This is a genomic window from Corynebacterium halotolerans (genome assembly GCF_050107895.1).
GTDB lineage: Bacteria > Actinomycetota > Actinomycetes > Mycobacteriales > Mycobacteriaceae > Corynebacterium > Corynebacterium halotolerans_B.
Map to the genome: position 1 here is coordinate 1 of NZ_JBNILW010000002.1, position 25,151 is coordinate 25,151.

The following is a 25,151-nucleotide window of genomic DNA, read 5'->3' on the forward strand; positions in this document are numbered from 1 at the left end:
TACCGTGACAGGTGTGACCCTGCCACCCGGCATGACCCACCCCCACCACCATCAGGGATGATGCGGGCACGACAAACAAAAAATATGAATGGCACACTATTGAGTTCTCACACAACATCAGCACACCAACCACAACCACCGGAAAAGGCGATCAGATCAGCAGCCTGAAAATTATTGGTCGTCCACCACTTGTTGTCCTACCGCCAATCACAAACCACAGTCACACTGTGTATTCGGGGCGTTGTCGGTCGCGGCGACTCCCATAAAGTTACACACCCACCCACCCCAACCACAAACCCGCAGCTCACACCACCAAAACCACCACCACACCCACACGATGACCAACCGTCAAGCGGTCACCGTCGCGGGGTCCTGGTCCCGTGCGGTCCCGGACTACTTGCGGACCCGGGTGATGTCCGCACCGAGCTTCTGAAGGTTCTCCACGAAGCTCGGGTAGCCACGGTCAATGTGATAGACGTCGTGGATCTCAGACTGGCCGTCCGCCACCAACGCTGCAAGCACCAGGCCGGCACCCGCCCTGATGTCGGAACTCCACACCTGTGTGGAGGAAAGCTGGCTGATTCCCCGGACCACCACGTGATGACCATCGACCTGAGCGTCCGCTCCCAGCCGCTGCATCTCGTCGACGAAGCGGAAGCGGGACTCGAAGACGTTCTCGGTGATCACGCTCATCCCGTCCGCGATGGAGGCGATGCCGATCGCCATGGGCTGTAGATCCGTCGGAAAACCCGGGAAGGGCAGCGTCTGATAGTCCACTGCGTCTGGTCGACGGTCCATCCGGACCCGGAAGCCATTCGCGAAGGTCTCGATGTCAGCACCGGCGACCTTGAGCTTTTCGAGCGGAAGGTGGAGATGTGTCGGCGAGATTCCGCCGACGGTGATGTCCCCCTGGGTGATGGCTGCGGCATAGGCCCATGTCCCGGCGACAATGCGGTCACCGACCACCTCGTGTTCCGTGGGGTGCAGTTCATCCACGCCGTTGATGGTGATGGTGCTGGTGCCGGCTCCCTCAATGCGCGCCCCCATCGAGTTGAGCATGTTGCACAGGTCGATGACCTCAGGCTCCCGGGCCGCGTTGTCGAGCACGGTGGTCCCCGTGGCCAGGACCGCGGCTGTCAGAATGTTCTCGGTGGCACCCACCGAGGGGAAGTCGAGAGCGATGTTTGAGCCGAACAGCTGCTCCGCCTCCGCGACTACCGCACCGTGGTGGATGCGGGTGCTGGCGCCGAGCTTCTCCAAACCTGACTGGTGCATGTCCAACGGTCGGGAACCGATGGCGTCGCCACCCGGGAGCGCGACCACGGCCCTGCCGCACCGCGCGGTCAATGGTCCGAGGACACAGACCGAAGCGCGGAACTGCCGCACGGCGTCGAAGTCGGCGTCGCTCGTCGGTTCGGCCGGAGTGGTGATCCGTACGGTCGGTCCGTCGAGGACGACCTCACAGCCCAGCCCTTCCAGCACCTTCTGCATGAGGGGGACGTCGAGGATCTCCGGACAGTTTGTGAGTGTGGTGGTTCCTTCCGCCAGCAAAGCAGCTGCCATTAACTTGAGCACGCTGTTCTTGGCGCCGCTGACCTTGACCGACCCCTGCAGACGGGCCCCACCTGTTACGAGAAAACTTTCTTTCACAACTCCTCAGCGTAGCCGTTCTCCCCACCCGTTGGTGGGAGCCCGACAGGCGGCGGGCGGAGAAGGCGAAAGGCGGCCGTAGGTACGACCGCCTTTCCAGCTACCTCCCCCTCCGTCAGGGCAGGGCCCCGATGCGCCGGGCTGCGTTGACCGCCTCGTACCGGGTGTGGGCGCCGAGCTTGCGCATGACAGAACGCAGGTAGCTCTTCACCGTCTCCGCACCGATGCCCATTTCCTCGGCGGCCTCGACATTCGTGTGCCCGAGAGCGACGCAGGACAGGACATCGAGCTCACGGGCGGACAGCTTGGTGGTCTGCTTGACCCGAACCGGACTGACCATCTGGTCACACAGGACCTCCAGTTCCTTGCGCAGCGACTCCTCCTCGACCCGGTTGGCCAGCATGCGCAGCTTGGAGTGGGTGGAGCGGACCTGCTCCCACTCAGCACCGTTCATGACCCGCCCCTGCTTGCCACTGCGGCCGTCAGTGCGACGCAACGCGGAGTTGACTGCCAGTTCCTGCTCGAGAGAGCGGGCGGTCATGGTGACCTCTTCAATCACCTTGTCGCCCAGGCGTACCGGGGAGTGCACGCCGACATAGAGGAGACCGCGAATTTCGCGCTGCACGATGACCGGCACGGCGACGATGGAATGCAGCCCCTCGTCCTGGATTGCTCGATCGTACTCGTGGCTGATGGCGTTGGCGCGCGTGTAATCACTGACACCGAAGGGGCGGCGGGTGGCTACGACCCGGCCCCCCACACCGACGTTGGGCTCGATGATCAAGTTATGCAACGCCGGCGTGCGCAGGCCCACCCACTGGGTGATTTGCAGCCGGTTGTCAGCCAACAGACTGGCGTACATGGTCACCGGAATGCCCGTCGCCGTCTTCAGCGAGGTCAATGCCACGCGAATTGCTTCATCATCATCGCTCGTACGCTGGGATTCCACCGTCACCCTCCTGTGGTACACCCGTGTAGGTGTAACCGCAGCTACACCCCATCGGGAGCCAAAATCACTGATCGATGTGAAGTATATAGCTTTATCGGGGGTAATAAAAAACGGGGAGCTGCCGATCTTTCGAAAAGAAATGGCTCGACAGGTACAGATTTCGAGGGGTGGCGAGCCGCCAGAAAAACAGGAAATACGCAGCAGCCATATGTTTCCCAGGTTATTGACAGGTTGAACTGCTAGGTAGGACCATCACTCAATCCACTGCATAAAAGTCGGAAAAATAGTTTTTGGCGCCACACTACTGCCCGAGTCTTCGCCCCGTGGCAGATGCCCTGCGGGAATCAGCGCGACCCCGGGACACACCTCCATGAGCGTTGCCCGTTGGGGGGGCCATCCTGCGGCCACCACGCCAGGACAGGGGACCGGGCCACTCCCGGCGTCGACAAGCCACTCCCCAGGCACCCATCAGTGACACACCATTGGCGGACCAACTCAACCGGCGGAAATCCTGGAGATTGTGGAGCTCCACGTCGCCTTCTTCCGCCGCCCGGCCATCAGTGAGGAGCCTGGCAAACACCTCGCATTCCCGACAGCACGACACTTGCCCCACCGCCCAACCCTTTCAATGACCCGATCAGTCTGCAACTTTCATACCGTGTTGTCTATAGTGGTGTAGTACGATGAACGAGACGGGTGCCACCGATCTATCCGCCCGGAGCCTGATCGAACCGGTTCTTCCTCCGGGAAATCTCGACGGTGACATCCACCCAACTCACAAAGCGGCGTAACGACATAAGGAGCATCGACGAAATGGGCAAGATCTACAGCAACATCACCGAAACCATCGGTGGCACTCCCCTGGTCCGTCTCAACAAGCTGACCGAGGGCCTCAAGGCAGACGTGCTGGTAAAGATTGAATCCTTCAACCCGGCGAACAGTGTCAAGGACCGCATCGGCGCAGCGATCATCGACGCCGCGGAAAAGTCCGGCGAGCTCAAGCCCGGCGGCACCATCGTTGAAGCAACCTCGGGCAACACCGGTATCGCCCTGGCCATGGTGGGTGCTGCGCGTGGCTACAAGGTCATTCTGACCATGCCGGAAACCATGTCCAACGAGCGACGTGTGATGCTCCGCGCCTACGGTGCCGAAATCGTGTTGACCCCGGGCGCCGCCGGCATGCAGGGGGCAAAGGACAAGGCCGACGAGATCGTCAACGAGCAGGAGAACGCGATCCTGGCCCGCCAGTTCGAGAACCCGGCCAACCCGGAGGTCCACCGCAACACCACCGCCGAGGAAATCTGGGCGGACACCGACGGCAAGGTCGACGTCTTCATCTCGGCGTTCGGTACCGGCGGCACCGTCACCGGCGTCGGCCAGGTACTCAAGGAGCGCAACCCGGAGGTGAAGATCTACGCGGTCGAGCCGGAGGCTTCCCCGCTGTTGACCGAAGGCAAGGCAGGCCCCCACAAGATCCAGGGCATCGGCGCCAACTTCATCCCGGAGGTCCTGGACCGCAAGGTTCTCGATGATGTCCTGACCGTGACCAACGAGGACGCCGTCGACTGGTCCCGCAAGCTGGGCGTCGAGGAGGGCATCCTCGGCGGCATCTCCACCGGCGCGAACATCAAGGTCGCCCTCGACCTGGCCAAGAAGCCGGAGAACGAAGGCAAGACCATCGTCACCCTCGTCTGCGACTTCGGTGAGCGTTACGTCTCCACCCTCCTCTACGAGAACATCCGCGACTAATCCTTGCCGCAGGTGGTATCACCACCCGGCTGTCCGCCGGCCCCGGAAATGCTTCCGGGGCCGGCGGCTTTTCACATCCCGGCGCTCATGATGCGCCCTCCGAGGCAAGAACACGACGGAGGCGGCGTTTCCTGCCGGAGATGAATCTAATTTATTCAGTACTGCTCCGCGCCACGTAGTCGCTGGTAGCATTGCTTTACATGTATAGCGTGCTGAAGACCATCCGCGAAGACCTAGCAAATGCCAGGGAGCACGATCCGGCTGCCAGGAGTGACGTGGAAAATGCCATCGTCTACTCTGGCCTGCACGCAATCTGGACACACCGGGTCTGCCATTGGCTGTGGAAACGCAATATCAAGGGTCCGGCCCGCATCCTCGCCCAACTCAATCGTTTCTTCACCGGCATCGAGATTCACCCCGGTGCCACCATCGGACGCCGCTTCTTCATCGACCACGGAATGGGCATCGTCATCGGTGAGACCGCCGAGATTGGTGAGGGCGTAATGCTCTACCACGGAGTGACCCTCGGCGGGCAGGTGCTGACGCAGACCAAGCGCCACCCTACTGTCGGAGACAACGTCACCATCGGCGCCGGCGCCAAGGTACTCGGCCCCATCGTCATCGGCTCCGGGTCCGCCGTGGGCGCGAACGCCGTGGTCACCAAGGATGTGCCCCAAGACCACATCGCCACCGGCATTCCCGCCAAGAACCGGCCGCGCCGCAAGGACGAGAAGATCAAGCTGGTCGATCCGGACTATTACGAGATCTAGTCGCGCCGTACCAGAACCACCCGAAAGACATCCCGCCTGATGGGGTCCGAGCCAGTCTCGGCCCCCATCAGACGGGATGTCTCATTTCTGGGGTGTCCTGCACATTCCGGACCCGCAGCCACTGGTCCTCACCATCCTGCCACGGCGACCTCGATTCCCGGAGCAGACCAGACAACAGGGGCGAGGAATCATTGCCAGGCACAGCGGATGAGCTGCCGAGTGCCACCCCACGACACGGCGAAAAGAACGGCTAGGAAACCATCCCCCGGTATTCAGGGTTCTTGGAGATGAAATGCGTCACCGCAGAACAGCTGGGCACGATCTTCTCCCCAGTTTCAGCGGTGTCATCGAGAGCATACTTAATCAGTGGCGAGGACAGTCCCTGGCCACGGAAGGCAGGATCAATGACGGTGTGGTGGAAATTGCGGACTCCTTCGCGCTCAACGCTGTAATCAGCATGACCGGCGATGGTCCCCTCCACCTCGATGACGTAGCTGCGTCTATCAGGATTATGACTGAAGCTGATGTTCTTCTCGGACAAGCTGTCCTCCCAGTGCTCGAATGGCGAATCGGTGGATTATGGATCCAGTATGCCTGCTGCCACCGCTACCCCGCCAGCACTCCGGAGGTCCTTCACGCCCCGAAAACCGGGGCAAAACAGCCTGTCACCGGCGCTGGCTCCAGAGCTGACGTTCTCTGCCGCAGGAGAGGCCGAACTCCCTGCAGTGACGCTCCAGCGGCCGATGGTGGGCGCTTTCCTGAAGTCTCGGATAGGGAGCGACTCCGAGAGGGAACAGGGACGGGCAGACTGCCTCTGCGCGCACCATATGTTCGCTAGCGCTGATCTCTCAGCTCAACCGGAGAACCCGGTCAACACACCATTCCCGGGGGCGCTCTGCGCTGCTATCAGATACGGAGAAGTCGGGGGCTAAGCACAACAACAAGAAGCGCCCATCTCCGGGAGGAGATGGGCGCTTGCTGTGGCCAGAGCCAGGATCGAACTGGCGACCTTCCACTTTTCAGGCGGACGCTCTACCGACTGAGCTATCTGGCCGGAAATTGTCACTGAAACAATTTCAGCGACCCTGACGGGACTTGAACCCGCGACCTCCGCCGTGACAGGGCGGCGCGCTAACCAACTGCGCCACAGGGCCTCACTGTGTTCGGGGGCTTGCCCCTTGCACGAGATGTAACATTACACAGCGGCTTTGAGTAACAGCAAATCGCCAGGTCAACCCAGTTTTCACACCGGCCCCGAGGGAATCCGACATTCCTGGATGGCCGCTTTCCCCCCACTGCCCCGGCTGTGCGTCACCAAGCCTTGTACTCACCCCGGAAGTGGGAATGCATCCGTGGAGATCAGACGCACACAGACACCACCAGTCCCCATCCCAGTGGGTTCAGTGCCGGGGCAAATAGTCCTGAAAGGAGCTTCTCAGTGACCATCCCCCAGAGACAACAACAGAGGCGCCGAAATTCCAGAAGAATTTCGACGCCTCCATGAGGGCGACCCTGACGGGACTTGAACCCGCGACCTCCGCCGTGACAGGGCGGCGCGCTAACCAACTGCGCCACAGGGCCTCATTCTGTTGTGCAACTCCACAAAAGGAACTGCTGTACTCCCAACGGGATTCGAACCCGTGTCGCCGCCGTGAAAGGGCGGTGTCCTAGGCCCCTAGACGATGGGAGCTCACCGAAATCTCACCGGAAACCCGGCTGCACTCGGCTGTGTAGAAAATATACTTGAGATAGTTGAGAAGAACAAAACGACAGCTCAACCCCAAGTTTCCTCGCAGGTGAAGGAGTTTTCCAGCGCCTGCTCCTGCTATTTCCTTCCCACCTTTGACCGGTATAATCACGGGACACAGGATTTCCCCGGCACTGTGCCAGGGCTGATTTGAAGGCAGGTTTCATGAGCACCACTGACACCACGACCTCCGCCCAGGACACCGTGTCCTCCGGGGAGACCCAGCCGGCGGGACACCATGGCGGACACGGCTACAACAGTGACAAGCCCAAGTACCTCGCCCGGCTGAAGCGCATCGAGGGGCAGACCCGCGGCATCCACCGCATGATTGATGCGGATGAATACTGCATCGATATCCTGACCCAGATCAGCGCCATTAACTCCGCTCTGGAAAATGTCGCCCTGGCTCTCCTCGAGGACCACCTCAATCATTGTGTGGCCAGTGCTGCAGAGGAAGGCGGCCCTGTCGCGGAAGAAAAGCTCGCTGAGGCGGCGAAGGCCATCCGCCGCATGGTGAAATCCTGACCAGCAGGTTGCCGAGTTTTCGGGATCCACTGTCCCAGAAATACTCATGCAAAGTCAGAACTGCCAAGGTAACTTCGAAGATATTGCCGCTGGACATCAGCGGCGACGCACCGAAGCAATGTTCATGCAACAGGAAGTGGTGAAGTTCCATGGGAATCTTCGATAAGGCCAAGGACATGTTGGGAGACGAGCAGAAGACCGATGCTGCGCTCGACAAGGTTGAGCAGTTCGCCAAGAACAAGCTCGGAGAAGACAAGGCCGAGCAGATCTCCAAGGTCCGTGACGCCGTCGACGAGCGGATCGGTGACGGCAGCAAACAGGACCGCGAGCAGCCCCGCCCCGACGAGGGCCAGCACTGACTCTCGCCCTACTGCCACAACATTCCGGGCCGCATGTTCCCGGCATTCTTCTGCCGGGCGTGCGGCCCGCTGCTGTGACGGGGCCAGAAGCCTGGTTTCCCGCTACCTGCCGACGGTGACCGTCCGGCGGGCACGTGCCGCCCACCGGCCATCATGGCGCTCCACCTCAATCGGGTGCTGAAACGCTGTGCTGACCTGCTCCGTGTTGAGGATCTCCTCAGCGGGGCCGGCTGCAGTGATGGTGCCCCCAGAGACGAGCACCGCATGTGAGGTACTGCTCGGTAGCTCCTCTAGGTGGTGGGTCACCAGGACCGAGGTCAGTTCCGGCCGGGTGGCGCTCACCAGGTCCAGGGTGCTCAGGAGCTGTTCCCGGGCGGCCACATCCAGTCCGGTAGAAGGTTCATCGAGCAACAGGAGCTCTGGGTCGCCCGCTAGAGCCCGGGCGATCAGCACCCGACCTCGCTCTCCCTGAGACAGGGTGGGCCAGGTTTCTGCCGCTACCCGGTGCAGTCCCAGTTGCTGCACGAGCTCAGCTGCCAGGTCCTCCTGTTCCGGCGTGGGCGCCCATCGCATCGGCAGATCGATGGTTCCGGTGATTCCGGTCAATATCACCTGCTCGACCGTCAGCGGCGAGCGCAGCCGGTGCCGCGGATTGACGTGGCCGATGCGGCGTCGCAGCGTGGGCATGTCCACTCGGCCGAGACGCTCTCCGAGGATGTCCACCGTTCCCGTGGTGGGAAAGGACTCGGCGCTGCAGAAGCCCATGATCGTGGACTTTCCCGCCCCGTTCGGCCCCAACATCACCCAATGCTCCCCCGATTGCACCGTGAAATTCACATCGTGGAGGATCTGTTTACCGTTGCGGCGGAAGGAGACCTCATTCAAGTCAATGATCTGTGCCATCTATCAGAGGTTACCCGCCGGAACCGCATGGGGCGGCCGGAACGTTCCCTCCCCTGCTGCCTCGGCCGGGTCATTTCCCAGCGAGACGATCCGGTTATCCGCGTCCACGTGCACCACTCGGGGTGCAAAGGCGCGGGCCTGCTCGGTGGGCATCTGCGCATAGGTGATCAGGATAACGGTGTCCCCGATATCGATCTGGTGCGCCGCGGCCCCGTTAATGCCGAGCACGCCGGACCCGCGTTCCCCGGCGATCGTATAGGTCTCCAGCCGGGCACCGTTGGTGACGTCGACGATGGCGACGAGTTCACCGGGCAGGATGTCCGCGGCCTCCAACAGATCAAGGTCGACGGTCACTGAACCGACATAATGCAGATCGGCGTGGGTGACAGTGGCACGATGGATCTTCGACTTGAACATGGAGCGGGTTAGTGCGGGAACGATGCCCATGATGTGTGGAGTCCTTTACGAGGTGACAACAGTGTTCTACCGGGAAGCTTATCCCCCGCCAGCTCTCGGTGGTAGCGACCGAGACAGCCCGGAGCGATATCTTCCGCGTCGTAGAAGACCCTCGCAGCAGAGGTCATGACCCGCTCCCACCGGAGAGAATTCGAAAATGCCATCAGCGTTCCTCCCCGCGTTGCCGGGCAGTAACGCAGTCGTCGGCAGATCGTGGCGCGCCAGCAGGATCACATCAGAGACAGGGACGAGTTGGAAGGCGGTCCCCTCCTTCTGAAGGGAGTGGTGGCGGCGAGGATCACCGCTACATTCTGGGTTTGGGGAGCAAGCGTCGAGCGAAGAAACAGACGCCCGGTACGGGAAGTGACCAGAACATCCGGCACCAACCTCCCGGCCCCGATGGGTGCGGAGCCCAGGGGCCGCGGGAGGGGTACTACCCGGTGACGCCCTCGCCGGGGCTTCCATCCCGGTGACCCGTACACGAAACCCCCGGTCATCGTGACGGTGACCGGGGGTGAGCGTGGGCCCTGCGGGGCTCGAACCCGCGACCTGCGGATTAAAAGTCCGTAGCTCTACCAACTGAGCTAAAGGCCCGGGCCCGGATCATTTCCGGGCCGTACCGCTTCCATGAAACGGCACACTGACATATTAGCGACTGTTCCCGCCGCTGCGTTAATTGCCCCGAGAAATCTGCGGACGAGCCCGAAGCAGGACCCGCTGTCCCCCGGAATCCGGGAGACAGCGGGCCTACGGGGCTGGATGTCGGGGTTTATCCCTTCATTGAACCCTTCTCGATCATGTTGATGTGGAAATCGAAAGCGGTCTTCAGATCGTGCGGGGTCTGCTGGAAGCTCTTCTCTGCCTTCAGCGCCCGCTCGTAGTACTCCTCGAGCAACGGACGGTAGTCCGGGTGAGCAACGGCGATCATCTTGGCCACGCGGTCACGCGGTGCCAGACCACGCAGGTCAGCGAAGCCGTACTCGGTGATGATGACCATGGCGTCGTGTTCGGTGTGGTCGATGTGGGAGGCGAACGGAACAATCGCGGAGATGGCTCCGTCCTTGGCCACGGACGGGGAGATGAAGGTGGAGGCGAAGGCGTTGCGGGTGAAGTCACCGGAACCGCCGATGCCGTTCATGATGCGGGTGCCGTTGACGTGGGTGGAGTTCACGTTGCCGTAGATGTCGGCTTCGATCAGACCGTTGGAGGCGATCAGCCCCATGCGGCGGATGACCTCCGGGCTGTTGGAGATCTGCAGCGGACGCAGCACCAGGTGCTCGCGGTACTTCTTGGCCTCTGCGTTCATCTTCTCGGCGTACTCCGGGGAGAGTGCGAAGGAGGTGGCGGAGGCGACGGTCATCTTGCCGGCGTCAATCAGGTCCAGCATGCCGTCCTGGACGACCTCGGTGTAGGCGGTGATGTTCTCGAACTTGGAGTCGAGCAGACCCGCCATCACGGCGTTGGGGACGTTACCCACACCGGACTGCATGATGTAGCCGTCGTAGCTCAGACGGCCTGCCTGTACCTCGGCCTCGAGGAAGTCGAGGAAGTTTCCGGCGATCTGCTTGGAGACCTCGTCCGGCTCCTTGAAGGGGGAGTTGCGGTCCGGGGCGTCGGTCTCGACGATGGCGACGACCTTATCGGTGTCGATCTGGATGTAGGGGGTACCGATGCGGTCGCCGACGTTGTTGATCGGGATCGGGGTGCGGTTCGGCAGATGCGGGACCTGGTAAATGTCCGCCATGCCCTCCAGATTGAGGGACTGCCAGGAGTTGACCTCGAGGATGATCTTCTTGGCGGAATCCAGGTACTCCAGGTTGTTGCCCACGCCGGAGGACGGGATGAGGTGACCGTGCTCGGTAATGCGGGTGACCTCGACGACGGCGACATCCAACTCGCCGAAGAAGCCCTGCTCCACCTGCAGACCCGAGTGGGACAGGTGGATGTCCTGGTACTTCATCTCCGCAGCGTTGATCTTCTTACGCATGATCGGATCAGACTGGTAGGGCATGCGGTAGTTGATCGCGTCCGCTTCGGCCAGCACACCATCGCAGTCCGGGGCGGTGGAGGCGCCGGTCAGCAGGTTGATCTGGTACTCGTCACCGCGGGCATGGGCCTCCTTGGCCTTGTTCGCGATGGCGGTCGGCAGGGCCTTCGGGTAGGCGGCGCCGGTGAAGCCGGACATGCCGACGGTGTCCCCGTTGTTGATGAACTGGGCGGCCTCATCGGCCGACATCACCTTTCCGGCCAGCTCTGCGCTTGCGATCCTCTCGGACATGTGTTCCTCCTCGTGACGAATCCCCTCACTGTGGGAGCACGGTGAGTGGATTCTCGACTGCTTGTCACGGCCATACCCGGGTGCCGCGGACCCCACCATTGTGGTTGTGTGACCCCGAGCCGCCGCTGTTTAGTTACGTTCCCCACATTAGCTGATTCGACCTCAACTTGTGCCAGAGGGCACATCTTCCCCGTATCGCGAGCAATATCAATAGCGCCCCACCTGCGGCTGTCTTGTCCGAACGCCCCCTGAGGTAGGACAATGGCCCTGTGACTCTGCAGATCGGTTCCCTGTCCCTGAATTCCCCCGTCATCCTCGCGCCGATGGCCGGGGTGACGAACATCGCCTTCCGCACCCTGTGCCGGGAACAGGAGATCGAGAAGACCGGCACCGTCTCCGGTCTCTACGTCTGCGAAATGGTGACGGCCCGAGCCCTCGTCGAGCGCAACGAGAAGACGCTGCACATGACCGCCTTCGCCCCGGACGAGAAGCCGCGCAGCCTGCAGCTGTATACGACCGACCCCAAGTACACCTACGAGGCGGCGAAGATGATCGTGGACGAGAACATGGCCGACCACATCGACATGAACTTCGGTTGTCCCGTCCCCAAGATCACCCGGCGCGGCGGCGGTTCGGCCATCCCCTACAAGCGGCGCCTGTTCGGCAATATCGTGGCCGCTGCGGTCAAGGCCACCGAAGGCACCGACATCCCCGTCACCGTGAAGTTCCGGACGGGCATCGACGACGGGCATCACACCCACCTGGATGCCGGCCGCATCGGTGTCGAGGAGGGTGCGGCCGCCGTCGCACTGCACGCCCGCACCGCTGCCCAGCGATACTCCGGCGCGGCGGACTGGAACGAGATCGCGCGGCTGAAGGAGCACCTCGCCCACACCGGGGTCCCGGTCCTGGGCAACGGCGATATCTTCGCCGCGGAAGACGCGCGCCGGATGATGGCACAGACCGGCTGCGACGGGGTGGTCGTCGGCCGGGGCTGCCTCGGCCGCCCGTGGCTGTTCGCCGAGCTCTCTGCTGCTCTACGTGGCGTTGAGGTGCCGGCGGAACCGACGCTGGGTGAGGTCACCCGCATCATCGTCCGGCACCTGGAGCTGCTGTCCGCCCATGACGGTGAAGAGCGTGCCGCGCGCGATATGCGCAAGCACATGGGCTGGTACCTGCGGGGCTTCCCCGTCGGCGGAGAGGTACGCGCCAGCCTGGCCCGGGTCACCTCCCTGGCGGAACTCAAGGAAGCACTGTCCCCGTGGGCGGACTCCGACGCCCGTGCCGAAGACGCCGAGGGAGCCCGCGGCCGCAAGGGCTCCCCCGCCAAGGTGGCCCTGCCCGACGGCTGGCTCGACGATCCGGAGGACGAGACTGTCCCGGTCGGCGCGGAGCTGATGAACTCAGGCGGATAATTTTCGTCGCCCGGTCCACCTCCGCCCAGGAGCGGCCCCCGTCCGGACCCCTGGAGTAATACGGGTGTGTTAGAGGTTACTTAAACAGCAGGCAGGGCTGTTTCACCCTATAGTTGTACGCATGCGTACCGCCTACCGTGAGCACCTCGACGCCTTCGCACATGATCTCATCATCATGTGCGACATGGTGCGTGACATCATGGCCGGAGCCTCCGACGCCCTGCTACGCGGCTCCCTGGAGTCCGCAGAGGGGGCCCTCTCCCTCGCCGAGGACCTCAATGAAGTCCGGACACGCTGCGATGAGCGGGCCGTGGAACTGCTGGCGCTCGAAGGCCCAGTGGCGCGCGATCTGCGCCAGGTCATCTCCTCGATCTACATCGTCGAGGACTTCGACCGGATGGGGGCACTGGCGATGCACGTCGCCAGGTCCGCCCGGCGCCGCCACCCCGACAAGGCGGTTCCCGCCGCCCTGCTAGGTTACTTCGAGGAATACGCCCGGTTGACCCAGGACATGGCGGAAAAAACCCGAAACCTCCTAATCGACCCGGACGTGGATGTTGCGATGGTCCTGTCTGATGAGGACGACGCAGTAGATGACCTCAACGATCACCTGCTGACCATGTTGACCCAGCGCGAGTGGAAGCACAGCACCCGGGAGGCCGTGGACACCGCGATGCTCAGCCGCTTCTATGAGCGTTACGCCGATCACTGTGTGAACGTCGCCGCCCGCATCGTCTACCTCACCACAGGCCTCATGCCTAAAGAGTATCTGGCCAAGCAGGAACGCGATGAAGCCGAGGCTGATTTCCAGGCCCGTTTCGAGGCTCTGGAACGGCAGTTCTACCGGGGCCCCACCGCCCCACCCGAGAACTAGGGTTTCCGGGCCAGCAGCCGTACCGGAAGCCGGGCCCACCCACCGTTCGGGTGCAGGTTCCGGCTGCCGACGCTCGCTGCCGTACCCCGGCCGTTCCGAGGGGGCGGCAGGATGACGGCGGCGTCGAGAAGCTCAGTGACAAAGGCCCGCAGCTCCAGCATGGACAGTGTGCGGCCGGGACAGGCGTGGGGTCCGGTCCCCCAGACCAGGTTTTCGCCGGCGTGCCCCCGCGGATCAAAGGCTCCGTTGAACACGTCCGGGTCCCGGTTTGCGCCGGTCCAGTGCAGTCTGACCCGCTGACCGGGCGGAAGTTCAACTCCCCCGATCCCTACCGGGCAGGTGGTCACCCGCCGGTTGGCGACGAAGGGACTGTCCAGTCGGAGCAGCTCATCGAGCACCGCCTCAAACTCCTCCTCCGGTGGGCCGGACCGAAGCTGCCCCTGCAGATTCTCGTCATGGGCCAGACCATGGCAGATCACGCCGATGCACAGCGCCATCGAAGTGAGGTCGCCGCCCGTCCAGTTCCGCAGGATCGACACGATCTCACTGAACTCCAGCCGCCGTCCGAGCTGTTCATCCTGGATGAGACGACTGGTCACGTCGTTGAAGTCCCCCGGGTGGGAGAGCCGCGGCTCCGCGACCTCCGCGATGAGGGCGTCGAACTCCCCCGCCACTTCAGCCATCCGGGTCCGGTCCCCGGAACGGGAGGCGGCCATGTTCGACCGCACCCACTCCAGGAGCCGTTCCTCCAGGTGCCGGGGCCAGCCCAGCCACACCATCATCGCCCGCACCGCATACGTGGCCCCGAGGTCGACCACCGCGTCAGGCCGGTCTCCCTCGAGTGCCTCCGCCACCACCTGGCGAGCCACCCGGTGGAAGCCGTCGGTGAAGCGGCGGACCTCCGGAGCTGCGAGATAGGTGTCGATGAGTCCCCGGAATGCAGCGTGCTCCTCCCCGTCCAGACCATTGGGCAGCTGCAGATGCACGGAGACGGCGGAGCTGAAGGTCTCCGGGTCCGTGGCGGCGGCACGGACCTCCGCATGGCCGACGACGATCACTGTGCCGTCCCCGGCGGGGACGACGGGGCAGCCAGCGGCGTGCGCCTCATCGGCGAAGTCCACGGGAGAACGGTCATGGGGATCGGGGGACACGGCGGCAGCCTCCTGCGGGGTGGGACGTTTCGCTCTCGGACCCCACTCTAGGGTGAAGGACGACGAAGGGCCCGAGCACACCGGTACCGGTGTGCTCGGGCCCTCGAGAGGTGGCGCGGATACGCCGGTTGCTTAGCCGAAGCGACCGGAGATGTAGTCCTCGGTCTCCTTCTTGTCCGGGTTCTCGAAGATCTTCCTGGTCGGTCCGAACTCCACGAGCTGCCCCGGCTGGCCGGTCGCTTCAAGGGAGTAGAACGCAGTCTGCTCCGACACGCGGGCCGCCTGCTGCATGTTGTGGGTCACGATCACGATGGTGAAGTCCTCCTTCAGCTCGTGGATCAGGTCCTCCACTGCGAGGGTGGAGATCGGATCCAGCGCGGAGCAGGGCTCATCCATCAGCAGCACCTCGGGCTCGACCGCGATGGCGCGCGCGATGCACAGACGCTGCTGCTGGCCACCGGACAGGCCACCGCCGGGCTTGTCCAGACGGTCCTTGACCTCTTCCCAGAGGTTCGCTCCACGCAGAGAACGCTCAGCGACCTCCCGGAGCTTCTTCTTGTTCTTCTCACCGGACAGCTTCAGACCGGCGACGACGTTGTCCTCGATGGACATGGTCGGGAACGGGTTGGCCTTCTGGAACACCATGCCGATGGTGTTGCGGACGGACACCGGGTCGACGTTCTTGCCGTAGATGTTCTCGCCGTCCAGCAGGACCTCTCCCTGGACGGTGGCGCCCGGGATGACTTCGTGCATCCGGTTCAGGGTGCGCAGCACGGTGGACTTGCCACAACCGGAAGGACCGATGAAGGCGGTGACAGACTGGGCGGGGACCTTCAGGTTGACGTTCTTCACAGCGTGGAAGTCGCCGTAGAAGATATCGACATCATTCAGTTCAAGCTTGGACATCTCTTTACTCCTGGTGGACGTGATGGGTTGCGATGCGAGCGGTGGCTTATTGCTTCACCGAGAAGCGGGCGGAGATGATGCGGGCACCGATGTTGAGCAGCGCGATGATCAGCACCAGGGTCAGGGCCGCGCCCCACAGCTTGTCGAGGACAGCTGCCGAGGTGCCGGCCTTGTACATGTCGAGCATCATCAACGGCAGAGAGGACTGCGGTCCGCCCAGCGGGCTCCAGCTGATGGTCTGTGTCGAACCCACGAGGATCAGCACCGGAGCGGACTCACCCATCACTCGGGCGATCGCCAGCATGATGCCGGTGACAATGCCGGACATGGCGGTCGGGAGCACGATCTTGTAGATCGTCTTCCACTTCGGGACACCCAGGGCATAGGAGGCCTCACGCAGATCCGCGGGCACGACCCGGAGCATTTCCTCGGTGTTCTTGATGACCACCGGAACCATCAGCAGGATCAGCGAGAGCGCCACGGCGAAACCGGAGCGGTTGAAACCGAACATGGTGATCCAGGCCGCGTAGATGAACAGCGCGGCGACGATGGAGGGGACTCCGGAGAGGATGTCCACCATGAAGGTCGTGGTGCGCGCCAGCCGGCCGCCGCGCGAGTACTCCACCAGGTAGATCGCGGTGAAGATGCCGACCGGGATGGAGACCACGGAGGCGATCAGGGTTTGAACGAAGGTACCGATGATCGCGTGCAGGGCACCGCCACCGGCCAGGTGGTACAGGACCCCGCGCTGCGAGGTGGTCCACCACTCGGCGGTCAGGATCGGCTCGAGGCCACGGGAGATCACCGACCACAGAACCCACACCAGCGGGATCAGGGCGATCAGCATTGCGACGTAGACCGCGACTGTGGCCACTGAGTTGGTGGTCTTGCGGGAACGGGAGATGTGGGTGAAGGCAGACTGCCTGCCCAGGGACGGGGTGTCCGGGGACACGGTGTTGACGTTGCTGGTCATGGTTGTCACTCCACCTACTTAACTGTTTTTGGCCACGATCGCACGGGCTGCACCATTGACCAGGAAGGTCAGCAGGAACAGCACCAGACCGGCGGCGATATAAGCGCCGGCGCGAAGGTTGTCGTTGAATTCCGGAGCAGCGTTGGCGATGGCTGTCGCGAAGGTGGTGCCACCGTCGAACAGCGAGCCCCGGAACACGCCGGAGGGAGAAACCACCAGGTACAGGGCCATGGTCTCGCCCAGGGCACGGCCGAGACCCAGCATGGAACCGGAGATGTAGCCGGACAACCCGAAGGGCAGGACCGTCATCCGGACGACCTCCGAGCGGGTGGCGCCGAGGGCCAGGGCCGCCTCCACCTGGCCCTTCGGGGTCTGCACGAACACTTCCCGGGCGGTGGCGGCGATGACCGGAAGAATCATCACGGCCAGCACGACGCCACCGGTGAAGACGTTTCGTCCGGTGTCGAAGGACGGGGAGTTGCTGTAGGTGGCGAACAGGAAGAATCCACCGGCCCATCCGTTCAGCCACTCATAGAAACCGGAGAGTGCCGGGCCGAGGACCTGCCAACCCCAGAGGCCGTACACGATGGACGGCACTGCTGCGAGCATGTCCACCAGGTAACCGAGCGGCTTGACGGCGCGCTGCGGCGCGTAGTTCGAGAGGAAGATCGCGACGCCCAGGGCCACCGGCATGGCGATGATCAGAGCAACAACCGAGATCAGGACAGTCACCGCGAAGAGGTTCGGGATACCGAACGTCATCGCGGAGGTGTCCGAGGTGTCCCACGGGCCCGCGTAGGTCAGGAAGCCCCACAGCCCCCCGGTGTTGTTCATCAGCGACGGAATCGCGCGATAAATCAGGAAGAGGCCGATCGCGGCAATGAACACCGTAATCAGGGTGGCCGAGGCAGTAGCCAGGAACTCGAAGATCCGGTCGCCGGGTCGCTTGACGCCGGCGGTTGGCTTGACGACAGCCGTCTCGCTGCTCTGCCGCGGGGTGATCGTGGCGACTGGATGCGCCTCGACCTCGTTGGCGTTGAGCTCTTCCCGCTCGTCCGCAGTCGGTTTATTGGTAGCCATTAGGCAAGATTCCTTAACGCATATGTGGAAATGACGTTGGTGGCGTCCACGCCCTCAGGCGCGGGCAAGCCCCCGAATGCCTGATAGCGAACGGGGGCGGGGTATACCGGTCCCGCAGAGCGGGACGATACCAGCGAAACGCTCCATGCTGGAGAGCTACTGGATGGCCTCGACTGCCTCGGTCAGGCGGTCGTGGTGGGTGCCGGTCACCGGAATGTAGCCGAGCTCAGCCAGGCTGTCATCCTGGGATTCCAGGGCCACGGTCAGGAAGTCCTTGACCAGGTTCTTGGTCTCCTCGTCGTACCCGGCGGAGCAGACGATCTCATAGGTCGTCAGAACCAGCGGGTAGGCACCCTCGGCGTCGATAGCATACATGGAGTCGGCGTCGACGACCATGTTGTGACCCTCGCCCAGGAACTCCAGGTTGTCCAGGGCGACACCGACGGTCTCCGGGGTCAGCTCGGTCGGGCCATTGCCGAAGTCGATGTTGGCGATGCCCAGACCCTGCTGCTGTGCGAAACCGGCCTCGACGTAGGTGATGGCGCCGTCGACGCTGGAAACCTCGGTGGCGACTCCGTTGGAGCCGTTGGCGCCGGCGCCGACGTCGGTCGGGAACTGCTGGCCCTCGGTGGTCCAGGCGTCGCTATTGGCCCCCAGGAACTTCTGGAAGTTGTCGGAGGTGCCGGACTCATCGGAGCGGTAAATGACGCTGATGTCCTGGTCCGGCAGCTCGACGCCCTCGTTCTCGGCGGCGATGGCCTCGTCGTTCCAGTTGGTGATCTCGCCCAGGAAGATCTGGGCGATGGTCTCGGTGGACAGGTTCAGCTCGTCCACGCCCTCAACGTTGTAGGCGATGGCGACCGGGCCGATGACGAGCGGCAGGTGCCAGGCCTCATTGCCGCCACAGCGCTCGGCGGCCGGCTCAACCTGGTCCTCGGACAGCGGGGAGTCGGAACCGGCGAAGGCAACCTGGCCGGCGACGAAGTTGGTGCGGCCGGAACCGGAACCGGAGGGGTTGTACGCCAGGGAGGCGCCGTCAACGGCCTCCTGGTACTGGATGTTGAAGTAATCCATGGCGTTCTGCTGCGAAGAGGCGCCCTCGGAAACCAGCTCGCCGGTGGTTCCCGACAGTCCCTCGATGGAGCTGGCGTCGGTGGAACCTTCGCCGCCGCCGTTCTCACTCTCAGAGCAGGCGACGAGGGCGAGGGAGCCGGCGGTGACGACACCAAGGAGAGAGGCGGTGCGCTTGAAGTTACGAATCACGGAGAACCTTTCCGGTACGGATTTGCTGGGGTAGTCCGAGCAACGTGGGTAGCCATTGGGCGCCTGCAACACGCCCCCGGGTTACGCCTCGACGCTCGCCGTTGAGCCGTGGTCGTTGCTCACAGCTATAGAAGCTAGAGGCCTTACGTGAACCCTAAGGACCCCTTAAGATGAACACGTCGTTAACTTCAAACGATCTTTTCTGAAACTATGACTCGATTCCGTCACTTTTGGAGACTTCAGTCACGATGGAGCGTATACAGTGTGCTGTTCGGACACCGTGAAACCGGCATTCCGGTAGACCTTCACCGCCGCCTCGTTATCAGCTTCCACATAGAGGATGACCTTCTCCGCGCCACGGCGCTGGAGGTGTTCCAGCCCCAGCTGGAGGATCGGTCCACCCAGTCCCCGACCGCGGTAGGCGGCGGCCAGGCCGACCACGTACACCTCACCGAATGCCGGCGTTTCCTCCGTGTGCCACTTGGTCCAGTGGAAACCCGCCAGCTCGGCGCGCTCCCCGTGGGTGTCCCAGAGAAAGAGAACGTCACGGTCACTGAACCACTCGGCTTCCTGCGCGCGTGCCAACCGTTCCAGGTCCCAGCCCCCCTGCTCGGGATGCCAGGCGAAGGCGTCGTTGTTCGCCTGCAGCCAGTCCCGGTCCACCTTGTCGGTGCCGAACTGCTCCCGGGAGTCGTGGAGGTCCGCGACCTGGAAGCCCTCGGGAACGGAGAATTGTGCGGCGTCGCGCAGCGCCGGTTCCTCGATCTGGAACACCAGGAGCTCCCGGACCGTGTTCAGCTGTTCCTGTGCTGCCAGAGCCCGGGCCCCCGGCAGGTTTCCGTGGGCCCACACCTGCAGTCCCCGGTGGGCCAGCCGCAGTCGGCGGTAGAGCATGGTGCCGACTCCGGAGCGCCGGCGTTCCGGATGCACCACCAGTTCCGCGGTGTCGCCCTCAAGGCCGGCCACCGCCACCATCTCATCGCCGTCGAAGACCACGATGTGCCGGTGCCCCACCCGCGGATCGCTGATCCCCAGGAGGAACTGTTCGGAGAGTGGAGCCACCCCGTCGGCTGCCTCGGCGGCCCGGGCCACGGCCAGGGCCTGCTTCCCCAGTGCCGGATCCTCACTTAGATTTCGCTGCTCAATATTCATGGTTCCGAGGGTAGCCAAGCGTGCCCCATCAGCGGTGCGGCTGATGCATCCGGTAGAGATATAGGGGTGTATCTTCCGCGGAAACTCGTCGTCACCCTCGCCGCTGTCCTCAGTATCGGCGCGGTGCTCTGGTTGGTCGACAGCGTGGTGGCGACTCGGGTGGAGCACCGGATTTCCCAGACAGTGGCCGAGCATTCCCGCCTGGAGACCAACCCCGGCATCTACGTCGCCGGTTTCCCCTATCTGCAGGCCCTGCTGACCAACGAGTTACCGATGGTTTCCGCCGACGCCCTCGACGTCGATGTCCCGGGGATTGGCACGGTCAACGCACGTTCAGAGATCACGGAGCTGGTGGTGGAGCCGAACCAGGTCCTCAGCGGAGACATCATCGGTGCGCCCGCAGAGCTGATCACCCGCACCATCAGCCTGGACGGCGTGGCCCTCGGAAACCTGTTGGGCATGACGGACCTGGACATCGCCAATCCCTACGACATGTCCCCCAGCGGTGGCGGCGTCACCGAGGCCCAGTTCACCGGCACCCCCGAGGCCTTCGACGAGCCGGTCACGGTGGTCGTCACCCTCCGTCTGGACGGCCCGATCTTCCGCATGACTCCGCGCGAGCTCGTGGACGTTCCCGATGGCCGGGAGCAGGAGGTCGCGGCCGCCTTCACCTGGGAGCTGGACACCCGTCAGCTGCCGTTGGCGGGGCAGGCGCAGGCGGTCTACGCCCAGGGCGGTTCCATCTATTTCCGTGCCCAGAAGCGCAACGTGCCGTTGAAAATGGAGGATCTCTCCCCCATCGAGGCCTCCCCCGAGGACAGCCCGGAGGCGGCCGGCGGGGACGGAGCCGAAGATCCCGTAGATGCCGCCGTGGATCTGCTGCGCTAGGAGATCCGGACCAGGTCCCGCAATGTCTCCAGCAGACTGCGCTGGCCGGGCGGTGTGCTCTCCACCGGGGCGAAGACCTCCAACGCATCCATCACGGAGCTCAGGTGCACCCGGGTCAACTCGCCCTCGAATTCGCCGTCGGCCTGGAAGCGCTGCGGTTCCCGGCACACGAGCTCGACCTCGCTGGCGTCGTCGAACTGTAGCGTTCCCTGCTTGATCCACTCCTCGAACCAGAGCTGGTGCCCGATCCCGATCAGGTAGGCCACACTCGCCACACCGCGCAGGCCGCGCAGGTCCGAGAGCCCGAACAGACTCAGCCCCTTGTCGAAGGAGTTGCGGGGATTGGTCACCACCGGAACGGGCCCCAGGAAGGTCCAGGGATTGGTGTTGGACGCCAGCAGGAGGGGTAGATCGCTGAGATGGATGGTTTCACCGCCGGCATCATGCGCGGTGACGTTGACCCGGGGCGGGGTCCGCTGGGCTCTGATCCACGCCTGCGCCGAAACACGCAGGTAGCGCAGCGGGGTGGCGGCGAAGCCCTTGTCCCGGGCGCGGTCCACCCGGGCGATCACCTCGGCGTCGATGCCGAAGCCGGCGTTGACCGCGAACCACCGGTCCTCCCAGGTGCCCAGGCAGATGCTGCGGCGGTAGTCGCCGCGGAGGAGGTCGCACAGCAACTGGGCGGCGGCCACGGGTTCCGCTGGGAAACCGAGCGCACGGGCGAAGACGTTGGCGGAGCCGGTCGGGACCACCGCGACCGCCGGCAGCGTCTTCGCGTCCACGGCCTCCTCCCCCACCGGCCCCAGGAGCCCATTGACCACCTCGTTGACCGTGCCATCGCCCCCGACCGCCAGCACCACGTCGACGTCCGCGCGAGTCAGTCCCGCGCACATCTCCTCGGCGTGGCCCGGGTGGTGGGTGAAGCGGGACAGCAGCTGGAGACCGGGAACCTCACGCAACAGCGGCACGAATCGCCGGAAGAGCTCGTTTGTCTGACTGGTCGAGTTCGGGTTCGCGATCATCAGGACCTTCACAATGGACAGCGTACCGCTGAATCACACCGGGTAACGGTGCTCCACGCAACCCGCCCCCACCAGGATGGCGGCGGCCCCACTAGGATTCAGGGCATGAGTGAAGACAACACCAACCCCTCCGGCGAGTACCCCGTGGACACCCCCGGTGACGCTGCGGCAGCTTCCGGCCCCTCGTCCGAGCCGAACAACCCGAACACCCCGCAGTCCGAGGCATCCGTCAGCGGCAGCGACGCGGTCAACCTGGCCGCGGAGCAGTCCAAGAACACCGCCCACCGCAACATTCCCCTACCCGATGAGCTCCCCATCCCGGACGACACCGCCAACCTGCGGCAGGGCCCGAGCCTGCACGACGGTCTGTTGGCGCTCCTGCCCCTGGTCGGAGTGTGGCGCGGCGAGGGCCAGGCCGACACCGCGGTGGACGGCCAGTACACCTTCGGCCAGCAGATCGTGTTCTCCCACGACGGCGAGAACTACCTGAGCTATGAGTCCCGCATCTGGAAGCTGGACGACAACGGGGAAGCCGTCGGCCCGGACCAGCGCGAGAGCGGATTCTGGCGGATCGACCTCAAGGACGAAATCGAGTTCATCTGCAACCACTCCACCGGCGTGGTGGAGATCTTCTACGGTCAGCCTGTCAACGAACGGGCGTGGGAGCTGGAGGCCGCCTCCACGATGGTCACCGCCTCCGGACCCGACTCCCTCGGCCCCGGCAAGCGGCTGTTCGGTCTGATGCCCAACAACGATCTCGGCTGGGTGGATGAGCGCCTGGTCGACGGCGAGATGCGGCCGCGGATGTCCGCCCAGCTCAAGCGGGTCGCGGGATAACCCACGTCCCGACCGCCGGTTCTCAGGTCTCTAGGGCGGCGGTGATGAGCTGGCGCACCTCAGCCTCGTTGTGCGGTGCCGGCAGCTTGACCTCATTGAGACGGGTCACCCGGGCTGCGATCCGCACCGAGCTCACCAACCACACCGACTCGGCGGTGACGAGATCGTCAACGCCGAGTTCCTTTTCCTTGCATCGCCAGCCGTGCCGCTGCGCGTACTCGAAGAGGGCGGCCTGCGTGGTGCCGGGCAGGATGTCCCCGCCCGGCGGCGGGGTCCGCAACCGGTTTCCCTTCTTCACGATGACCACGGTGGAGGTCGCCCCCTCCAGCACCCGCCCCTCATCCACGTAAATCACGTCGTCGAAACCGTTCTTCCTCGCATAGCGCAGGGCGGCCATGTTCGCGGCGTAGTTCAGGGTCTTCGCACCCACCGTCAGCCAGGGTGCGGGATTACGGGCCGTCTTCTCCCCGATTTCTCCGGTGGTGACCTTTTCCACGCCGGGCAACGCGGCGTCAATGCTGTAGCCCCGGGCCGCGGTCATCACCTTCACGCCCTTCTCCCGTTGCCTCAACTGCTCATCCCCCACTGGCCGGACGGTGATCCAGGCGGAGGGGATTCCGGTGGCTTCCCGCCCGCGTGTCAGGGTCCACCCGCATTTCGCGTCACCGTCATTATCTTCGTACCAGGCGTCCACGGCCTCTGCGGTGGCTTTCCGCCAGACCTGTGCGTCGGGAACCGGCAGCCCCATCAGCTTCGCCGAGGCCACGAAGCGGTCCAGGTGACGTTCCAGATTGGCGGCGCGGCCATTGCGGAGCAACAGGGTCTCGAAGACACCATCTCCCCGGGTCACGGCAGCATCGTCCCAGTACACGAGGGGTAGAGAGGGGTTGTGGCGCCGGGTGGAACCACCGAAGGGTTCGACGACGATGATGACGGGAGAGGCGGGACGATTGGGCATGACATGGATTATCCCCCAAAACTCGGGCTAACATCGAGGTGTGGCTACTGATACACCTGAGCTGAACAACTCGGAGACGACCGGGAACACCGAGACCACCGAGAAAGGCACCGGGTACATTTCCCCGCTGATGTCGCGTCCGGGGGCCGCCGCCGCACAGGGCGGCGCCGCGGCCGTCGATTCCGAAGGAGTCGCGTGGCACTACGGTGCTCCGCTCAATGAACAACGCGCCCTGATGACCACCACCGGCATCGTCGACCGTTCCCACCGGAAGGTCATCAGGGTAGCGGGGGCGGATGCACCGGAGTTCCTGAACAACCTGCTCTCCCAAAAACTGGATGACGTCCCCGACGGCTTCGGCGCTTCCGCGCTCGACCTGGACATCCAGGGGCGGATCCTCCACCATGCCGACGTGGCGTACACGGACGGCGTCTTCTACCTCGACCTGCCAGCCTCCCAGGCCGGCACTTTCCTGGACTTCCTGCAGAAGATGGTCTTCTGGTCCGAAGTCGAGGTCAGCGAAACCGACCTGGGCGTGCTCACCCTCCTCGGCGGAGGGGTGTCACTCCCCGAGGAGCTGTCGCCGGCGTTCATACGGGAGGTGGACTGGCGAGGCCCACAGCGCCGCGACATCGCAGTGGAGCGGGAGCAGTTGGACGCGGCCGTCGACAAGCTGACCGACGCCGGTGCGCAGCTGACGGGGCTGATGGCCTACACGGCCGAGCGGGTCAAGGCCGGCGAGCCGGAAAAGGACACGGACCTCGATGACAAGTCCATCCCCCACGAAGTGCCGCAGTGGATCGGCCGTGATGACCGGCCGGGGGCGGTCCACCTGGAGAAGGGCTGCTACCGCGGCCAGGAGACCGTCGCCCGGGTGGAAAACCTCGGTCGTTCCCCGCGCCTGCTGGTGCTGCTGCAACTGGACGGTTCCGCCCCCCAGGAGCCTGCCACCGGGGAGCAGATCGAGTACGGGGGCCGCAAGGTCGGCCGACTGGGAACGGTGGTGCACGACTGCGACTACGGCCCCATCGCCCTCGGGCTGGTCAAGCGCAGCGCACTCGATGTCGGCGAGCTGAACATCGGGATGGTGGCAGCCGCCGTCGACGCCGCTTCGATCCCCGCCGACGAGGGAGACAAGGCTGGCCGCGCGGCCATCAACAAGTTGCGGGGCCGCTGAGCAACGCCCTCGGAGGGCCTGGGAACCGGATACCCTCACCTCCTCCCAGGCCCACCCCTGACATGGGGT

22 protein-coding genes, 5 tRNA genes and 1 pseudogene are annotated in these 25,151 nt (G+C 64.0%); 9 read left to right on the forward strand and 19 right to left on the reverse strand.

Going from position 1 to position 25,151, the window contains the following annotated elements:
• Positions 1-393: 393 nt before the first annotated feature.
• Both murA and ramA read right to left on the reverse strand, forming a co-directional pair.
• Positions 394-1,650: a UDP-N-acetylglucosamine 1-carboxyvinyltransferase gene (gene murA / locus ACQCVD_RS02310; RefSeq protein ID WP_426822092.1), complete on the reverse strand. Its 1,257-nt coding sequence runs from the start codon at positions 1,648-1,650 to the stop codon at positions 394-396.
• Between the two features lie 115 nt (positions 1,651-1,765).
• Entirely contained in the window at positions 1,766-2,599 is an 834-nt protein-coding gene (gene ramA, locus ACQCVD_RS02315; RefSeq protein ID WP_426822093.1) for an acetate metabolism transcriptional regulator RamA, read from the reverse strand.
• 813 nt (positions 2,600-3,412) lie between these two features.
• Here ramA and cysK point away from each other — a divergent pair.
• Together cysK and epsC are read left to right on the forward strand one after the other, a co-directional pair.
• Positions 3,413-4,348 carry a cysteine synthase A gene (gene cysK, locus ACQCVD_RS02320; protein ID WP_426822094.1) on the forward strand — a complete coding sequence of 312 codons (936 nt, stop codon included), beginning with the start codon at positions 3,413-3,415 and terminating at the stop codon, positions 4,346-4,348.
• A 200-nt stretch (positions 4,349-4,548) separates the two neighbouring features.
• On the forward strand, positions 4,549-5,118 hold the full coding sequence (gene epsC / locus ACQCVD_RS02325) for a serine O-acetyltransferase EpsC (RefSeq protein ID WP_426822095.1): 570 nt from the start codon (positions 4,549-4,551) through the stop codon (positions 5,116-5,118).
• A gap of 250 nt (positions 5,119-5,368) precedes the next feature.
• Here epsC and ACQCVD_RS02330 read toward each other — a convergent pair.
• The 5 genes and pseudogenes from ACQCVD_RS02330 to ACQCVD_RS02350 form a co-directional block, all read right to left on the reverse strand.
• Positions 5,369-5,674 (reverse strand): annotated as a pseudogene (locus ACQCVD_RS02330) (GNAT family N-acetyltransferase); the annotation flags it as partial.
• Positions 5,675-6,099: 425 nt separating this feature from the next.
• A tRNA-Phe gene (locus ACQCVD_RS02335) sits at positions 6,100-6,172 on the reverse strand.
• Between the two features lie 26 nt (positions 6,173-6,198).
• Positions 6,199-6,272: transfer RNA gene (locus ACQCVD_RS02340), tRNA-Asp, on the reverse strand.
• A gap of 353 nt (positions 6,273-6,625) precedes the next feature.
• Positions 6,626-6,699 (reverse strand) — tRNA-Asp (locus ACQCVD_RS02345).
• Positions 6,700-6,735: 36 nt separating this feature from the next.
• Positions 6,736-6,808 (reverse strand) — tRNA-Glu (locus ACQCVD_RS02350).
• Positions 6,809-7,030: 222 nt separating this feature from the next.
• Here ACQCVD_RS02350 and ACQCVD_RS02355 point away from each other — a divergent pair.
• Both ACQCVD_RS02355 and ACQCVD_RS02360 read left to right on the forward strand, forming a co-directional pair.
• On the forward strand, positions 7,031-7,390 hold the full coding sequence (locus ACQCVD_RS02355; RefSeq protein ID WP_426822096.1) for a metal-sensitive transcriptional regulator: 360 nt from the start codon (positions 7,031-7,033) through the stop codon (positions 7,388-7,390).
• Positions 7,391-7,539: 149 nt separating this feature from the next.
• The gene (locus ACQCVD_RS02360; protein WP_426822097.1) at positions 7,540-7,749 is read left to right on the forward strand and encodes an antitoxin; all 210 of its coding nucleotides are present in this window, start codon (positions 7,540-7,542) and stop codon (positions 7,747-7,749) included.
• A 102-nt stretch (positions 7,750-7,851) separates the two neighbouring features.
• On the opposite strand, the gene ACQCVD_RS02365 is transcribed toward ACQCVD_RS02360, so the two are convergent.
• The 4 genes from ACQCVD_RS02365 to ACQCVD_RS02380 all read right to left on the reverse strand — a co-directional run bounded on the left by ACQCVD_RS02365 (position 7,852) and on the right by ACQCVD_RS02380 (position 11,386).
• Complete coding sequence (locus ACQCVD_RS02365) at positions 7,852-8,652, reverse strand: ABC transporter ATP-binding protein (RefSeq protein WP_426822098.1); 801 nt, start codon at positions 8,650-8,652, stop codon at positions 7,852-7,854.
• A gap of 3 nt (positions 8,653-8,655) precedes the next feature.
• On the reverse strand, positions 8,656-9,099 hold the full coding sequence (gene panD, locus ACQCVD_RS02370) for an aspartate 1-decarboxylase (RefSeq protein WP_426822099.1): 444 nt from the start codon (positions 9,097-9,099) through the stop codon (positions 8,656-8,658).
• A 530-nt stretch (positions 9,100-9,629) separates the two neighbouring features.
• Positions 9,630-9,702, reverse strand: a tRNA-Lys gene (locus tag ACQCVD_RS02375).
• Between the two features lie 175 nt (positions 9,703-9,877).
• On the reverse strand, positions 9,878-11,386 hold the full coding sequence (locus tag ACQCVD_RS02380; protein WP_426822100.1) for an acetyl-CoA hydrolase/transferase family protein: 1,509 nt from the start codon (positions 11,384-11,386) through the stop codon (positions 9,878-9,880).
• A 269-nt stretch (positions 11,387-11,655) separates the two neighbouring features.
• Between ACQCVD_RS02380 and dusB the strand changes: the two genes are divergently transcribed.
• A complete protein-coding gene (dusB, locus tag ACQCVD_RS02385; RefSeq protein ID WP_426822101.1) occupies positions 11,656-12,801 on the forward strand; it encodes a tRNA dihydrouridine synthase DusB in 1,146 nt (381 codons plus the stop codon).
• Between the two features lie 121 nt (positions 12,802-12,922).
• Positions 12,923-13,675, forward strand: coding sequence for a phosphate signaling complex protein PhoU (gene phoU, locus ACQCVD_RS02390; RefSeq protein WP_426822102.1), 753 nt, complete (start codon positions 12,923-12,925; stop codon positions 13,673-13,675).
• Here phoU and ACQCVD_RS02395 read toward each other — a convergent pair.
• The 6 genes from ACQCVD_RS02395 to mshD form a co-directional block, all read right to left on the reverse strand.
• Positions 13,672-14,826, reverse strand: a complete 1,155-nt coding sequence (locus ACQCVD_RS02395) for a cytochrome P450 (protein WP_426822103.1) — start codon at positions 14,824-14,826, stop codon at positions 13,672-13,674. The genes phoU and ACQCVD_RS02395 overlap by 4 nt on opposite strands.
• Positions 14,827-14,958: 132 nt before the next feature.
• A complete protein-coding gene (gene pstB, locus ACQCVD_RS02400) occupies positions 14,959-15,732 on the reverse strand; it encodes a phosphate ABC transporter ATP-binding protein PstB (protein ID WP_426822104.1) in 774 nt (257 codons plus the stop codon).
• A 46-nt stretch (positions 15,733-15,778) separates the two neighbouring features.
• Entirely contained in the window at positions 15,779-16,705 is a 927-nt protein-coding gene (pstA, locus tag ACQCVD_RS02405) for a phosphate ABC transporter permease PstA (protein ID WP_426822105.1), read from the reverse strand.
• A gap of 18 nt (positions 16,706-16,723) precedes the next feature.
• Complete coding sequence (gene pstC / locus ACQCVD_RS02410; protein ID WP_426822106.1) at positions 16,724-17,785, reverse strand: phosphate ABC transporter permease subunit PstC; 1,062 nt, start codon at positions 17,783-17,785, stop codon at positions 16,724-16,726.
• A 156-nt stretch (positions 17,786-17,941) separates the two neighbouring features.
• Positions 17,942-19,048: a phosphate ABC transporter substrate-binding protein PstS gene (gene pstS / locus ACQCVD_RS02415; RefSeq protein WP_426822107.1), complete on the reverse strand. Its 1,107-nt coding sequence runs from the start codon at positions 19,046-19,048 to the stop codon at positions 17,942-17,944.
• A gap of 243 nt (positions 19,049-19,291) precedes the next feature.
• The gene (gene mshD, locus ACQCVD_RS02420; RefSeq protein ID WP_426822108.1) at positions 19,292-20,200 is read right to left on the reverse strand and encodes a mycothiol synthase; all 909 of its coding nucleotides are present in this window, start codon (positions 20,198-20,200) and stop codon (positions 19,292-19,294) included.
• 66 nt (positions 20,201-20,266) lie between these two features.
• Between mshD and ACQCVD_RS02425 the strand changes: the two genes are divergently transcribed.
• Entirely contained in the window at positions 20,267-21,088 is an 822-nt protein-coding gene (locus tag ACQCVD_RS02425) for a DUF2993 domain-containing protein (protein WP_426822109.1), read from the forward strand.
• Here ACQCVD_RS02425 and ACQCVD_RS02430 read toward each other — a convergent pair.
• The gene (locus ACQCVD_RS02430) at positions 21,085-22,122 is read right to left on the reverse strand and encodes a diacylglycerol/lipid kinase family protein (protein WP_426822110.1); all 1,038 of its coding nucleotides are present in this window, start codon (positions 22,120-22,122) and stop codon (positions 21,085-21,087) included. The genes ACQCVD_RS02425 and ACQCVD_RS02430 overlap by 4 nt on opposite strands.
• Before the next feature lie 93 nt (positions 22,123-22,215).
• On the opposite strand from ACQCVD_RS02430, the gene ACQCVD_RS02435 reads away from it, so the two are divergent.
• Positions 22,216-22,947: an FABP family protein gene (locus ACQCVD_RS02435; RefSeq protein WP_426822111.1), complete on the forward strand. Its 732-nt coding sequence runs from the start codon at positions 22,216-22,218 to the stop codon at positions 22,945-22,947.
• A gap of 22 nt (positions 22,948-22,969) precedes the next feature.
• Here ACQCVD_RS02435 and ACQCVD_RS02440 read toward each other — a convergent pair whose 3' ends face one another.
• On the reverse strand, positions 22,970-23,905 hold the full coding sequence (locus ACQCVD_RS02440) for an aminodeoxychorismate lyase (protein WP_426822112.1): 936 nt from the start codon (positions 23,903-23,905) through the stop codon (positions 22,970-22,972).
• A 130-nt stretch (positions 23,906-24,035) separates the two neighbouring features.
• Here ACQCVD_RS02440 and ACQCVD_RS02445 point away from each other — a divergent pair, with 130 nt between their 5' ends.
• A complete protein-coding gene (locus ACQCVD_RS02445; RefSeq protein ID WP_426822380.1) occupies positions 24,036-25,082 on the forward strand; it encodes a YgfZ/GcvT domain-containing protein in 1,047 nt (348 codons plus the stop codon).
• The last annotated feature ends 69 nt before the right edge of the window (positions 25,083-25,151 follow it).

Coding starts and splice junctions, on each gene's coding strand:
- epsC (WP_426822095.1), top strand. CDS start 4,549: ATGTATAGCGTGCTGAAGACCATCCGCGAAGACCTAGCAAATGCCAGG.
- ACQCVD_RS02355 (WP_426822096.1), top strand. CDS start 7,031: ATGAGCACCACTGACACCACGACCTCCGCCCAGGACACCGTGTCCTCC.
- ACQCVD_RS02365 (WP_426822098.1), bottom strand. CDS start 8,652: ATGGCACAGATCATTGACTTGAATGAGGTCTCCTTCCGCCGCAACGGT.
- cysK (WP_426822094.1), top strand. CDS start 3,413: ATGGGCAAGATCTACAGCAACATCACCGAAACCATCGGTGGCACTCCC.
- ACQCVD_RS02360 (WP_426822097.1), top strand. CDS start 7,540: ATGGGAATCTTCGATAAGGCCAAGGACATGTTGGGAGACGAGCAGAAG.
- phoU (WP_426822102.1), top strand. CDS start 12,923: ATGCGTACCGCCTACCGTGAGCACCTCGACGCCTTCGCACATGATCTC.
- panD (WP_426822099.1), bottom strand. CDS start 9,099: ATGGGCATCGTTCCCGCACTAACCCGCTCCATGTTCAAGTCGAAGATC.
- mshD (WP_426822108.1), bottom strand. CDS start 20,200: ATGAATATTGAGCAGCGAAATCTAAGTGAGGATCCGGCACTGGGGAAG.
- pstC (WP_426822106.1), bottom strand. CDS start 17,785: ATGGCTACCAATAAACCGACTGCGGACGAGCGGGAAGAGCTCAACGCC.
- ACQCVD_RS02380 (WP_426822100.1), bottom strand. CDS start 11,386: ATGTCCGAGAGGATCGCAAGCGCAGAGCTGGCCGGAAAGGTGATGTCG.
- pstB (WP_426822104.1), bottom strand. CDS start 15,732: ATGTCCAAGCTTGAACTGAATGATGTCGATATCTTCTACGGCGACTTC.
- ACQCVD_RS02435 (WP_426822111.1), top strand. CDS start 22,216: ATGAGTGAAGACAACACCAACCCCTCCGGCGAGTACCCCGTGGACACC.
- ACQCVD_RS02440 (WP_426822112.1), bottom strand. CDS start 23,905: ATGCCCAATCGTCCCGCCTCTCCCGTCATCATCGTCGTCGAACCCTTC.
- pstA (WP_426822105.1), bottom strand. CDS start 16,705: ATGACCAGCAACGTCAACACCGTGTCCCCGGACACCCCGTCCCTGGGC.
- ACQCVD_RS02445 (WP_426822380.1), top strand. CDS start 24,036: ATGTCGCGTCCGGGGGCCGCCGCCGCACAGGGCGGCGCCGCGGCCGTC.